The sequence below is a fragment of the Saccharothrix saharensis genome (genome assembly GCF_006716745.1).
GTDB classification, from domain to species: domain Bacteria; phylum Actinomycetota; class Actinomycetes; order Mycobacteriales; family Pseudonocardiaceae; genus Actinosynnema; species Actinosynnema saharense.
This window is the reverse complement of sequence record NZ_VFPP01000001.1, coordinates 3016950-3029591: the sequence shown is the minus strand read 5'-3', so window position 1 is coordinate 3029591 and position 12642 is coordinate 3016950. Positions and strand designations below refer to the sequence as shown.

Sequence of the window (12642 nt, the reverse complement as noted above, 5' to 3'; positions counted from 1 at the left end):
TCACTCGGCGGTCGCGAACGCGGCCACCCCGTCCCACGCCAGCCACAGGTCGGCGTCCACCTGGTCCTCGTCCGCCACGATCACCCCCGCCTCGCCGACGTAGAGCCCCAGGTCGCACCGGCGGTCCAGCAACGTCCGCACCATCCACGCGTGCAGGTCCTCCGTCCCGTCCGCGGGCTCCCGCGTGATCTGGCGGAAGAGCGACGTACCGCTCCCGGACGACTCGATCACGCTCACCTGGTAGAAACGCGACCCCATGGTCACTCACTCTCCGCACTTGGTTGTATACTCCCCGAATTCGGGACAACCATCTCGTACGTACACCATGTGCACAAGTCCCGATCGGGTGATGATCGAGGAGAGCGATGACCAGCCCACACCGCAGTGCCGCCCGCATCCAGATCGGCACGACCTTGCGCCGCATGCGCGAAGAGGCAGGCGTGCCCCGGGAACGCGTGGGCGAGGTGCTGCACTGCACGCTGACCAAGGTCAGCAACATCGAGAACGCCATCAGCGGCATCAAGCAGGCCGAGCTGGAGAAGCTGCTCGACCTCTACGGCGCCGACGACGAGACCCGCGAGGACCTGTTCGCGCTCAACTCCGACGCCCACCGCCGCCGGCCCAAGAGCAAGATCGGCGGTCCGATCCCGCCCTGGCTGCGCCGCATCCTCGACGTGGAGGCCATCGCCACCGAAGCGCTGTACTCGTCGTTCGAGCTCATCCCGGCGGTCCTCCAGACCGAGTACTACACGCGTGCACTCATGGCCGGGGTCGGCCTGAGCGGCGAGGTGCTGGAGAAGAACCTTTACCTGCGCATGGAACGGCAGGCGTTGCTGACCGAGCGCCAGCCGCCGCTGAAGCTGTGGGCGGTGATCTCGGAGCCAGCCTTCCGAGCGAACATCGGCGGCCCGGAGATCATGCGCGACCAGCTCAAGCACGTGCTCGCCATGACCGAGCTGGACAACGTCGTGGTGCAGGTGATGCCGCAGGGAGCCGGGGCGCACGCACTGACCGGTACTACGCTGACCTTGTTCCGGCTACCCAACAAGATGCCGTCGCTGGTCAGCGTCGACACCCCGTTCGGAGACCACTTCGAGGACGGGGTCAACCACGTGGAGAAGGCCGGCCGCTGGTTCGACCACACCCGGGCGAAGGCGCTGGGAGTGGAGGAGAGCCGCGAACTCCTGACCCGGATCACAGAGGAGACCGGATGACCCTGAAGCCAGGCGAGTGGACCAAGTTCAGCGGCGGAGGTTCGAACTGCGTCGAGGTCATGCGCACGGACGACGAGGTGCTCGTCCGCAACAGCAACCGGCCGGAAGAAGTCCCACAGCGCTTCACCTTCAGCGAGTGGGACTTCTTCACGCGCGGCGCCAAGCTCGGCGTGTTCGACCTGTAGGGCTACTTCCGGAACGAGATCTGGAGGGTCGGGGCGGAGGTCTCGGCGAAGAAGTCGTTGCCCTTGTCGTCCACCACGACGAACGCCGGGAAGTCCTCCACCTCGATCTTCCAGACCGCTTCCATGCCCAGCTCGGGGTACTCGAGCACCTCGACCTTGCGGATGCAGTCCTGGGCCAGCCGGGCCGCCGGGCCACCGATCGAGCCCAGGTAGAACCCGCCGTGCGTGGCGCACGCCGACGTCACCTGCTTGGACCGGTTGCCCTTCGCCAGCATCACCAGCGACCCGCCGGCCGCCTGGAACTGCTCGACGTAGGAGTCCATCCGGCCGGCCGTCGTCGGCCCGAACGACCCGGAGGCGTAGCCCTCGGGCGTCTTGGCCGGCCCGGCGTAGTACACCGGGTGGTCCTTGAGGTACTGCGGCATGGGCTCGCCCGCGTCCAGCCGCTCCTTGATCTTGGCGTGCGCGATGTCGCGCGCCACCACCAACGGCCCGGTCAGCGACACGCGCGTCTTCACCGGCAACGCCGACAGCGTCGCGCGGATCTCGGCCATCGGCCGGGTCAGGTCGATCTTCACGACCTCGTCGGACAGGTCCTCGCCGGTCACGTCGGGCAGGAAGTGCGCCGGGTCCCGTTCCAGCTGCTCCAGGAAGATGCCCTCGGGCGTGATCTTCGCCTTGGCCTGGCGGTCCGCCGAGCACGACACGGCGATGCCGACCGGGCAGGACGCGCCGTGCCGGGGCAGCCGGATCACGCGCACGTCGTGGCAGAAGTACTTGCCGCCGAACTGCGCGCCGATGCCGAAGTTCCGGGTCAGCTCCAGCACCTGCTGCTCCAGGTCGACGTCCCGGAACGCGTGCCCGGCGGCCGAGCCCTCGGTGGGCAGGCCGTCGAGGTAGCGGGCGGACGCGAGCTTGGCGACCTTCAGGTTCTGCTCGGCCGACAGGCCGCCGACGACCACGGCGAGGTGGTAGGGCGGGCACGCGGCCGTGCCGAGCGAGCGCAGCTTCTCGTCCAGGAACTTGGCCAGCCGCGAGGGGTTCAGCAGCGCCTTGGTCTCCTGGTACAGGAACGTCTTGTTGGCCGAGCCGCCGCCCTTGGCCATGAACAGGAACTCGTACTTCGGCTCCACGCCCGGCGCGGTGAACAGCTCGATCTGCGCGGGCAGGTTGGTGCCGGTGTTCTTCTCGTCCCAGAACGTGACCGGGGCCATCTGCGAGTACCGGAGGTTCAGCTCCTGGTAGGCCTCGAAGATGCCGCGCGACAACGCCTCCTCGTCGGTGCCGCCGGTCAGCACGGACTCGGTGCGCTTGCCCATCACGATCGCCGTGCCGGTGTCCTGGCACATGGGCAGCACGCCGCCCGCGGAGATGCACGCGTTGCGCAGCAGGTCCATCGCGACGAACCGGTCGTTGCCGCTGGCCTCGGGGTCGTCCACGATCGCGCGCAGCTGGGCCAGGTGCGAGGGCCGCAGCAGGTGCTGGATGTCCCGGATCGCCTCCTTGGCCAGCAGCGTCAACGCCGCGGGCTCGACCTGGAGGAACGTCCGTCCGGCGGCCTCGACGACCGACACGCCGTCCGGCGTCACGAGCCGGTACTCGGTGTGGTTGTCCTTGGCCAGCGGCAGGACGTCGGTGTACTGGAACGTCGGTCCCAACAGGTTCGACGAGGTCACGTCGCGGGCTCCCTTGCGCGCTTCGGGTTCCGCCGAACTTATACCGACAGCCCCGTCAGGTCCCGCCAGGCGTGGTGTGATTCGCGTCGTGGTCGACAGCCTCACCAAGCGCCGGCTCCCCGAAGCCGAACTCGACGCCCTGGTCCGCCGCGTCCTCGGAGTGCCGCTCGCCGCGCACGTCGAGCTGACCGAGGGCATGTTCAACACCGCCTACCGGCTCACCGCGGCGGACGGCCGCGAGACCGTGCTGAAGGTCGCGCCACCGCCGGACGTGCCGCTGCTCACCTACGAGCGTGACCTGATGCGGACGGAGGCGTTGGCGTTCGAGCTGATGGCGGCGCACGGCCTGCCCGTGCCGCAGGTGCTGCTGCACGAGGACGGCCTGCTGCTCATGACGGCGCTGCTGGGCGAGCCCTGGTCGTCGGCGCGGGCCCGGCTGACCGATGCCGAGCACGCCGCGCTGCGCCGCGAGCTGGGCGTGGTCGTCCGCGACCTGCACCGGATCACCGGTGACGTCTTCGGTTACGTGCAGGGGCCGAACGGGGCGACGTGGCGCGAGGCGTTCACGGCCATGGTGGACGCGGCGCTGGCCGACGCGGACCGGTTCGGCGTGGAGCTGCCGGACGTGCGGCCGGCGTTCGAGGCCCGCGCGCACCTGCTGGACGAGGTGGCCGAGCCGGTGCTCGTGCACTTCGACCTGTGGGAGGCGAACATCTTCCTCGCCGGCGGCCCGGACGGGCAGTACCGGATCGAGGGGATCATCGACCCGGAACGGGCGATGTTCGGCGACCCGCTGGCCGAGATCGCGACCGTGGCGCTGTTCGCCGACCTGGACGACGACTTCAAGGCCGGGTACGGCGTGACGGCGTTCAGCGAGGCCGAGCTGACCCGGATCGCGCTCTACCGCGCGTACCTGTGCCTGGTGATGATCGTGGAGGGCGTGCCCCGCGGTTACACCGGCGAGGAGCACGAGGCGCACGTCCGGTTCTTCCGCGAGAAGCTCGTGGAGTACCTGGGCGGCTGAGCGAAGATGCGGAAGGCCGGGCCGGCCCCCGACCGCCCCGACCTTCCTCGGCGTGCGACAACCTCCGCGTGATGGGGCGGAGGTGTCGCTTGGCTCGTGTAACGCACGACCGTGCCGTGACTGGCGTCACAAGTCAATCCCGCGCGGTGGTGACTTCCCGCTGGGTGGACGCTGTATCGCGTCAGCTCAGCTGGCGTAGGCCCGCAGCTTGGCCGCCCGCTCGCCCTGGCGCAGCTTCGACATGACCTCGCGCTCGATCTGCCGCACCCGCTCCCGCGACAGGCCGAACTGCTTGCCGATCTGGTCCAGGGTGCGCGGCTGGCCGTCCTCCAGCCCGTAGCGCAGCCGGATCACCGCCTGCTCGCGCGGGTCCAGCGTGGCCAGCACCCGGCGCAGGTCGTCCTGCAGCAGGCCGGAGATGACCGCGCTCTCCGCGTCCGTGGCGTCGGAGTCCTCGATGAAGTCGCCCAGCGGGGCGTCCTCCTCGGTACCGACCGGCATGTCCAGGCTCACCGGGTCGCGCGCGTGGTCGAGCAGGTCGACGACCTTCTCCGGGGACAGGCCCGACTCCTTGGCCAGTTCCTCGTTGGTCGCCTCGCGGCCGAGCTGCTGGTGCAGGTCGCGCTTGATCCGGGCGAGCTTGTTGACCTGTTCCACGAGGTGGACGGGCAGCCGGATCGTGCGACCCTGGTCCGCCATTCCCCGCGTGATCGCCTGGCGGATCCACCAGGTCGCGTAGGTCGAGAACTTGAAGCCCTTGGTGTAGTCGAACTTCTCCACCGCGCGGATCAGACCCAGGTTCCCCTCCTGGATCAGATCGAGCAGCGGCATTCCGCGCCCGGTGTATCGCTTCGCCAGCGAAACCACCAAGCGCAGATTCGCTTCGAGAAGGTGGTTCTTTGCCACGTGCCCATCCCGGATCAACGCGCGGAGTTCGCGTTGGCGCTCCTCCGGCAGCTCCGGGTGGGTCTCGAGCTTGTGCTGCGCGAAGACGCCCGCCTCGATCCGCTTGGCGAGCTCCACCTCGTCCGCCGCGGTCAGCAGCGCTGTCTTGCCGATCCCGTTCAGGTAGACCCGAACCAGGTCCGCGGCCGGTCCCTGGGCGTCGAGGTCCAACTCGGCGCTCGTGCTGGTCGTCTCGTTCCCGACCTGACGGTCGAGGAGCTTCGGGACGGTCATGGCGCTCCCTCCCCCTTGTGTCGCGGGCTGGCAGTGCGGTCGTGTCGCACACTCCGCGCTGCGCTGCGCGGCCACCTTTCGGTGTCTGTCACTGGGGGAAACGCGAACCGGGTCGAAATGGTTCCCGCTTCCCATGACCAAGAGACGTCACTGCCGTCACAGCGGTTGCGCCGCGAATCCTGAGGATTGCCTGAGAACGATCTAGAGTTCGACCAACACGGTGAACGGACCGTCGTTCGCACTGCGCACGGACATCATCGCGCCGAACCGTCCGGTTTGTACCCGGGCGCCCTTCCGGCGCAGTTCCGAGACCACTTCCCCCACCAACGGCTCGGCGTGCTCGGGTCGTGCGGCGGCCGTCCAGGACGGCCGCCGACCCTTCCGCGCGTCTCCGTAGAGTGTGAACTGACTCACCACGAGCAGGGGTGCGCCGGTCGTGGCGCACGACTCCTCGTCCCGCAGGACGCGCAACTCGTGCAGCTTCCGCGCCATCACGTGCGCCTTGGCCACGTCGTCGTCCACGTGGATGCCGAGCAGGACCAACAGGCCCGGTTCGGCGATCTCGCCCACGACCTCGCCGTCCACCGTGACCGACGCCTCTGTGACGCGTGCCACAACCGCTCTCACGCGGGCACCACCATGCCGTGCCGGACGAGGTCGCGGACGATCGGGAGGGCGGCCGCGGCCAGCGCGTCGGCGTCCAGGTCGTGCGCGTAGGCGAGCAGCGTGACCAGGTCGGCCAGCGGCAGCGCGCCCCGGAAGCCGGCGAGGAGCTTGGCCGCGGTCTCGTCCAGCTCGTGCTGCCAGCCCGGGCCGTCCACGCGGTGCAGGCGGCGCACGACCGCCTCCCAGCCCTCGTCGGTCGGCTCGGAGACCTCTTCGAGGAGCACGGTCCCCGGCACGGTGAAGCGGGTGGCCAGCAGCCGGTCGTTGTCGGTGGCGCGCAGCCAGGCGACCCGGTCCAGCCAGGCGGCGGACTCGGGGCCCAGCGGGTCGTCGAAGGCGTGGCGCAGGTCCTCGCACACCACCTCGGCGTGCGCGGCGTCCGTGCGGCGGAGGGTGACGAAGCCGAACCCGATGCCCTCGACGTCGTTGTCGGCGAACCAGTCCAGCCACGCCGACGCCTTGGCGCGGCCCTCGGCGCTGCGCGGGTCGACGCCCGCGTCGCGCAGCCACGTGCCGACGTAGAGGGCGGGGTCGGCGACGTCGCGCTGCACGAACCAGGCGTCCACGCCGCCGCGCGGCAGCCAGGACGACACGCGGTCGGCCCAGTCCTCGCCCCTGCGGTGCAGCCAGGAGGCCAGCAGCTGGCCGACGCCGCCCTCGTTGAGGAACGCCGGCATCTGGCGCACGACCAGGGCGCTGGCGTCGTCGCCACCGAGGCCGGAGTCGCGGTAGACGTAGTCGACCCGGGGCGGGCCCACCACGAACGGCGGGTTGCAGACGACCTGGTCGAACCGGCGGCCGCGCAGGGGGCCGAACCACTCGCCCTGGCGCAGTTCGACGTCCACCTCGTTGATCCGGAACGTGCCCGCCGCCAGCGCCAGCGCCCGGTCGGACAGGTCGGTGGCGGTGATGCGCTCCGCGTGCCTGCTCGCGTGCAGGGCCTGGACGCCGCAGCCGGTGCCCAGGTCGAGCAGGGTGCCGACCGGGCGGCGGGACGTGGCGCGGGCCAGGCTGATGGAGGCGTGGCCGACGCCGAGCACGTGGTCGGTGGGCACGGGGCCGCCGCGCTGGTCGGCGTCCTGGTCGGCGATGACCCACCAGGAGCCCTCGTCGTCGCCGTAGGGGCGGATGTCCAGCCCGGCGCGCAGCCCGTCGCCGTCACCGCGCAGCACCTCGGCCTTGACGGCGGTGTCCAGGTCGACGTCCGGCAGGGCCGCGCGGACGGCGGCCTCGGGCTCGGTGTCGCCGAGCAGGAACAGGCGGACCAGCGTGCCGAGCGCGCCCGCGTCACGGGTGGCCCGGCGGGCGGCCTCGGGTTCACCGCGGCCGAGGGCGGCGTGCGCCTGCGGCCCGAGCACGTCGACCACCCCGTCCGCGTCGTAGTCGGCGGCGCGGAACGCCTCGCGCAGCCGTGCGGTCAGGTCGGCGGAAAGATCAGGGAGCACGCCGCCATGGTCTCGCGCCCCACCCGCCCGCGCCCGACCAGCCCACCCGAACGTCGAACTCGGGGTACCTGAGCGTTCGACACTCGGGACCTGAGCGTTCGACACACGCGAGAGTCGAACGCTCAGGTCTCGAGAGTCGAACGTTCAGGACCCCCGAATTCAACGTTCAGGTCCCTCACGAACGCGGTGAAGCCGCAGGAGGTCCGCGCGCGGTAGCCCACGAATAGGCGGTTGGCCAGCGGCACGGCCCAGCGGCCCCGGCGGGCGACGTTGCGGACGCGGTGGGTCAGGCGGCTGCCCCCGGCGGTCGCCTCCACCTCGTACTCGCCGCGGTACCACCACCCGCCCTGAACGGCGACCGTCCGCCGCACGCGGTCCACCTCGATCCGGCCACCCCCGGCGGCACGGATCGCCGCCTCCACCGCGGCCAGCACGACCTCCGGGGACGCGGCGACAGCAGCGGTCAGCTCGATCAGCGGTCTCGGTCGAACAGTGTTCGTCACACGAACGATGTTCCGAACGAACGGTGTTCGTGTCAAGTACGGTGTTCGCATGACGCAGGACCCGCCCTGGCGCACGCCACCCGCCAAGCCGGCCGTCAAGCCGCGCCTGTCACGGGAGCTGATCGTCCGCACCGGCCTGGACGTGCTGCTCGCCGAAGGCCTCGACGCCGTCAGCATGCGGCGGGTCGCGCACGCCCTCGGCACGGGCCCGGCCTCGCTCTACGCCCACGTCGCCACCAAGGACGAGCTGGTCGAGCTGATGCTGGACCGGGTCCTGGAGGACGTCCCGCTGCCCGCGCCCGACCCCGATCGCTGGCAGCACCAGGTCAAGGACCTGCTCCGCGCCCAGGTCGCGGCCATGCAGGCCCACCCGGGCATCGCCGAGGTCGCCTGGCAGATCATGATCCCGATCGGCCCGAACGCCCTGCGGCACGGCGAAGCGCTGCTCAGCCTCCTGCGCGCGGGCGGCCTGTCGCTCACCCGGGCGGCCTACGCCGCCGACGCGCTCACCCTCTACACCAAAGCGTTCGCGTACGAGGGCAGTGCGTGGCTCGCGGTCGACCGGACCGAGGTCGCCGACCGGGGCAGCCGGATGGGGGAGTACCTGAGCTCCCTGCCACCGGACGCGTTCGCCAACACGCTCGCCGCCGGCCCCCTGTTCACCGCCGAGACCGCGGCGGAGCGGTTCGAGTTCGGCCTGGACCTGCTGCTCGGCGGCTTGGCGGCGCTCAGGGCGTGATCGCCAGCGCGATGGCCATCGCCAGCCGCTGCTCCGGGTCGTCCAACGGCAACGACGTCACCGCCGCCATCCGCTGCATCCGGTACCGCAGCGTGTTCGGGTGCACGGACAGCACCCGCGCCGCCTCGCGCGAATCGCCCTGGGCCGCCAACCACGCCCGCAACGTGACCGCGTACTGCGTGCCGTGCTCGGCGTCGTGCCGCACCAGGTCCGCCACCGGCCCGCGCGACGGCAACCGCCCGGCCTCCGCCACCGCCGCGAGCCGCCGCAACAGCACCCGCGCCCACGCCCGGTCGTACACCACGGGCTCGCCGCCGGACAGCGCCAGGCACTCGTCGGCCTCACCGCGCGACGCGGGCAGCGACGCCGCGTCCGCCCGGCCACCCACCCCGGCCAGCACCAGGGCTTCCGCGGGCAGCTCACGCCCCAGCGCCCGCACCCAGTCCACCGCCGCCGACGGGTCGTCGCCGCACGGCAGCACGGTGTAGAGCACGTTGCCGAACAACGCCGACCGGCCGGGCCGCGACCAGCCGAAGCCCGCCGTCGCCCGGGAGAACGCGAGCAGCGCCGCGCCGTGCTCACCCTCGCCGGCGTGCGCCTGCACGGCGATCACCCGCAGGTCGGTCGACGGCAGCCCCAGCCGGGCCAGGTTCGCGGGCAGCCCCGAGTCCAGCGCCTCGATCACCAGGTCCGCCTCGGCCTGCCGCTCCAGATCCGCCGACGCCCGTGCTCGCAGCAGGTGCAACGCCGCCGTGCGCGCACCGTCCACCAGGGCCGACGCCCGGGCCGCGTCCACCGGCTCGTCCACCTCGACCCAGACCGATCCCAGCAGCTCGCGCCCGGCCCGCACCGCCGCCACCAACCGCCCGCCGAGCTGGTCGGTCAGCTTCGGCACGAACAGCGGCTCGTCGGACCGCGCCAGGTGCGTGAACACGCCGTACGCGTCCAGCGCCTGCCACGCCTCCTCCGGCACCCGCCGTCCCAGGATCGTCTGCACCCGCACCGGGTCGACGCCCTGCTGCCGGTAGGAGTAGGCCAGCACCCGCGACTGCTGGTCCTCGATGGTCACGGGCCCGCCGACCACCGCCGCGATCGCGTCCGCCACCGCGAACAGGTCACCGGAGCCCTGACCGCCGAGCACCAGGGTCTGCGCGACGTTCGCCAACTGCCCCCACGGCACCGACGGGTCGACCAGCAGCACCGCCGCGCCGGACTTCTTCGCCGCCGCGAGCACCCGCTCGTCCAACGGCGGGGCGCCGTGCAGCACGACCGCCGCGGCCGCCGTCGTGCCCACCAACCTGGCCGCGGCGGCGGGTGAGGGCACGCCCAACCCGAGCAGCACGTCGTCCGGGGCGGCGGTCGTGTGCTCCGCCGGGTCGTGCAGCGCGACCCCGCGCAGGTCCACGTTGCGTCCCCGGGGCGCGCAGCTCAGGTGCGTGCCGAGGCTCCCCAGCACGTCGACCAGGCGATCAAGGGCGACCACAACGGGATCCTAAGGTCACCGGCGCGCCCGTGCGGCGGTCACGCCGGCCGGCACGAGCAGCAATCAAAAACACACCGGGCAGGTATCCGTCGGGCTCACGCGGTGGGACGATGGAGGCATGGTCAGTCCCGAGCGCGACGGCACACCGGTGCTCATCACCGAAGCGGCGCCCTCCTACGAGGAGCAGCACGCCGCGCGCAAGCGCAAGTACGCGATCATGATGGGCGCCCGCATCCCGTGCCTCATCCTGGCGATGGTCTTCTACCAGACCTGGTGGCTGGCCCTGGCCTTCCTGGTGCTGTCGGTACCGCTGCCGTGGATGGCGGTGCTGGTCGCGAACGACCGGCCGCCCCGCAAGGCGGAGAAGGCCAGCCGCCTCGTCAAGGAGCACCGGGCGATCGAGTCGCGCCCGCATCACGTCATCGAGGGCTGAACCCCCGACGGCTGGACCTCCGCCGGCTGCGCGCCGACGGCGGACACCGCCCGCGCCGCCGCGCGCACCCCGCCGAGCAGCGCGTCCCGGCGTGACGCCCCGGACAGCCACGCCGCCAGCAGCCCGGCGTCGAACGCGTCCCCCGCGCCGGTCGAGTCCACGCACTCGACGTCCTCCGCCGGCACGGACACCACGCCGTCGGCGTCGACCCAGCTCGCGCCGCCCGCGCCGGACGTCAACGCCACCGCGCCCACCACGTCCAGCAGCGACGCGGCCGACGCGGGCTCGGCCGACCCGGTCAGCGCCACCAGCTCCTCGGTGTTGGGCAGCAGCAGGTCGACGCCGCGGATGTCGTCCAGGAACCCGTCGTAGATCAACGCCGACGACTGCGGGTCGACCGACGTGGTCAACCCCGCCTCGCGGGCCGCGCGCAGCACCGCCAACCCGGCCGGCCGCGACGACGCGTCCAGCAGCACGTACCCGGACAGGTGCAGGTGCGAGGCGTCCCGCAGCAGCCCCCGGTCCAGGTCGCCGGGGGAGAAGCGGGCGTTGGCGCCGCGGTCGGGCAGCATGCTGCGCTGACCGGTGTCGTCCACCAGCACCACCACGCAGCACGTCGCCGCCTCGGTGTCCACGGCGAACGCGCACCGCACCCCGGCCGACGTCAGCTCGGCGTGCACCTGCCGTCCCGCCGAGTCCGCGCCGACCCGGGCGACCAGCACCGGCGACGTGCCGCACGCGGCCAGCCACACCGCGGTGTTCGCGCCCGCGCCGCCGGGTTCGATGGTCACCGACGCCCGCGAGTCGCCGCCGTGCACGATCGGGCCGGCGTGCCGGGCCACCACGTCCAGCCCGGCGTCGCCGACGACCACGATCGAAGTCACGACGCGAGCTCCACGGCCACCGACGCGGCCAGGGAGGCGTTCGACACGACCAGCGCCTCGTTGGCGTCCAGGCTCACCCCGCCGCTGGCGGTGTGGAAGTGCTCCAGCAGCACGGGCGTGACCTCCTTGCCCTGCACGTTCCGCTCGCGCAGCAGCTCCAGGCCCTCCGACAGCAGCCGCTCGTGCAGGTCGGCGTCCATCTCGAACTCGACCGGGATCGGGTTGGCCAGCAGCACGCCCGCCACACCGGGCACGGTCCGGTGCGCCGCCACCACGGCCGCCGCACCGGCCGCCGAATCCACCCGCCACGGCACGCCGAACTCCGATTCCCGCCGGTAGAACGCGGGGAAGCGGTCCGTGCCGAAGCCGATCACCGGCACCGAGCGGGTCTCCAGCAGCTCCAGCGTCGCGCCCATGTCCAGGATCGACTTCACGCCCGAGCACACCACCAGCACCGGCGTCGTGGCCAGCACGTCCAGGTCCGCGGACACGTCCCACGTCTCACGCGCACCCCGGTGCACGCCGCCCAGCCCGCCGGTGGCGAACACCCCGATGCCCGCCGCGTGGGCCAGCGCGGCCGTGCTCGCGACCGTCGTCGCACCGTCGCGCTTGAGCGCGTACGCCGCGCCCAGGTCGCGCCGGGACAGCTTCACCAGGTCGTTGGCCGGGTCGCAGACGTGGTCGAGCTCGGCGGGGGTCAACCCGATCTTGGGTACGCCGCCGAGGACGGCGATCGTGGCGGGCACCGCGCCCGCGGCGCGCACCACGCCTTCGAGCCGTTCGGCGACCTCGCGGTTGCGGCCGGGCGGTAGCCCGTGGGACAGGATCGTGCTCTCCAACGCGACCACCGGCCGGTTCTCGGCCAGGGCGGATCGGACCTCGTCGGTGACGCTCGGCGTGCTCACGAGGGGCCATCATCCCAGGTACGCTGTTCGCGTGAGCACGCAGACTCTGCCCGAGGTGGAGACCCGGCCGGAAGGCACGGACCACACCGGGGACGACACCCCGAAGATGTTCCACTACGTGCGCAAGGCCAAGATCGCGGAGAGCGCGGTGATGGGCACGCACGTGGTGGCGCTGTGCGGCGAGGTGTTCCCGGTGACGAAGTCGCCGAAGCCGGGCTCGCCCGTCTGCCCGGAGTGCAAGAAGATCTACGACGGCCTGCCCAAGGGCGGCGGCGAGTAGGACCCGGCGGACCGCACCCCGGGCGC

General features: G+C 72.0%; 15 protein-coding genes. 6 read left to right on the top strand and 9 right to left on the bottom strand.

The features are described 5' to 3' along the window. Positions 1-258, bottom strand: coding sequence for a hypothetical protein (locus FHX81_RS12515; RefSeq protein WP_141978029.1), 258 nt, complete (start codon positions 256-258; stop codon positions 1-3). A gap of 107 nt (positions 259-365) precedes the next feature. On the opposite strand from FHX81_RS12515, the gene FHX81_RS12510 reads away from it, so the two are divergent. Both FHX81_RS12510 and FHX81_RS12505 read left to right on the top strand, forming a co-directional pair. After that, on the top strand, positions 366-1214 hold the full coding sequence (locus FHX81_RS12510) for a helix-turn-helix domain-containing protein (RefSeq protein ID WP_141978027.1): 849 nt from the start codon (positions 366-368) through the stop codon (positions 1212-1214). Continuing rightward, positions 1211-1399: a DUF397 domain-containing protein gene (locus tag FHX81_RS12505; RefSeq protein ID WP_141978025.1), complete on the top strand. Its 189-nt coding sequence runs from the start codon at positions 1211-1213 to the stop codon at positions 1397-1399. The genes FHX81_RS12510 and FHX81_RS12505 overlap by 4 nt, the downstream gene beginning before the upstream one ends. A 2-nt stretch (positions 1400-1401) precedes the next feature. Here FHX81_RS12505 and FHX81_RS12500 read toward each other — a convergent pair whose 3' ends face one another. Continuing rightward, positions 1402-3060, bottom strand: a complete 1659-nt coding sequence (locus FHX81_RS12500) for a fumarate hydratase (protein ID WP_141983909.1) — start codon at positions 3058-3060, stop codon at positions 1402-1404. Positions 3061-3163: 103 nt separating this feature from the next. Between FHX81_RS12500 and FHX81_RS12495 the strand changes: the two genes are divergently transcribed. After that, a complete protein-coding gene (locus tag FHX81_RS12495) occupies positions 3164-4099 on the top strand; it encodes a phosphotransferase family protein (protein WP_141978023.1) in 936 nt (311 codons plus the stop codon). A 186-nt stretch (positions 4100-4285) separates the two neighbouring features. Here the strand turns inward: FHX81_RS12495 and FHX81_RS12490 are convergent, their stop codons facing one another. From FHX81_RS12490 to FHX81_RS41280, 4 genes are all read right to left on the bottom strand, one after another. Further along, on the bottom strand, positions 4286-5278 hold the full coding sequence (locus FHX81_RS12490) for a sigma-70 family RNA polymerase sigma factor (RefSeq protein WP_073895269.1): 993 nt from the start codon (positions 5276-5278) through the stop codon (positions 4286-4288). A 201-nt stretch (positions 5279-5479) separates the two neighbouring features. After that, positions 5480-5905 carry a D-aminoacyl-tRNA deacylase gene (dtd, locus tag FHX81_RS12485; RefSeq protein WP_141978021.1) on the bottom strand — a complete coding sequence of 142 codons (426 nt, stop codon included), beginning with the start codon at positions 5903-5905 and terminating at the stop codon, positions 5480-5482. Beyond that, on the bottom strand, positions 5902-7389 hold the full coding sequence (locus FHX81_RS12480; protein ID WP_141978019.1) for a DUF7782 domain-containing protein: 1488 nt from the start codon (positions 7387-7389) through the stop codon (positions 5902-5904). The genes dtd and FHX81_RS12480 overlap by 4 nt, the downstream gene beginning before the upstream one ends. Positions 7390-7511: 122 nt before the next feature. Beyond that, complete coding sequence (locus tag FHX81_RS41280; protein ID WP_211363476.1) at positions 7512-7892, bottom strand: hypothetical protein; 381 nt, start codon at positions 7890-7892, stop codon at positions 7512-7514. 49 nt (positions 7893-7941) lie between these two features. Between FHX81_RS41280 and FHX81_RS12470 the strand changes: the two genes are divergently transcribed. Continuing rightward, positions 7942-8631, top strand: a complete 690-nt coding sequence (locus FHX81_RS12470; RefSeq protein WP_141978018.1) for a TetR/AcrR family transcriptional regulator C-terminal domain-containing protein — start codon at positions 7942-7944, stop codon at positions 8629-8631. Here FHX81_RS12470 and FHX81_RS12465 read toward each other — a convergent pair. Next, positions 8621-10114: a PucR family transcriptional regulator gene (locus FHX81_RS12465; protein ID WP_141978016.1), complete on the bottom strand. Its 1494-nt coding sequence runs from the start codon at positions 10112-10114 to the stop codon at positions 8621-8623. The two genes, FHX81_RS12470 and FHX81_RS12465, sit on opposite strands and share 11 nt — an antisense overlap. Positions 10115-10232: 118 nt before the next feature. On the opposite strand from FHX81_RS12465, the gene FHX81_RS12460 reads away from it, so the two are divergent. Further along, entirely contained in the window at positions 10233-10547 is a 315-nt protein-coding gene (locus tag FHX81_RS12460) for a DUF3099 domain-containing protein (protein WP_141978014.1), read from the top strand. Here the strand turns inward: FHX81_RS12460 and FHX81_RS12455 are convergent. Next, positions 10529-11431, bottom strand: a complete 903-nt coding sequence (locus tag FHX81_RS12455; protein WP_141978012.1) for a carbohydrate kinase family protein — start codon at positions 11429-11431, stop codon at positions 10529-10531. The two genes, FHX81_RS12460 and FHX81_RS12455, sit on opposite strands and share 19 nt — an antisense overlap. After that, positions 11428-12336, bottom strand: a complete 909-nt coding sequence (locus FHX81_RS12450) for a pseudouridine-5'-phosphate glycosidase (protein ID WP_141978010.1) — start codon at positions 12334-12336, stop codon at positions 11428-11430. The genes FHX81_RS12455 and FHX81_RS12450 overlap by 4 nt, the downstream gene beginning before the upstream one ends. 31 nt (positions 12337-12367) lie before the next feature. Between FHX81_RS12450 and FHX81_RS12445 the strand changes: the two genes are divergently transcribed. Then, positions 12368-12616, top strand: a complete 249-nt coding sequence (locus FHX81_RS12445; RefSeq protein WP_141978007.1) for a DUF3039 domain-containing protein — start codon at positions 12368-12370, stop codon at positions 12614-12616. Positions 12617-12642: the final 26 nt, after the last annotated feature.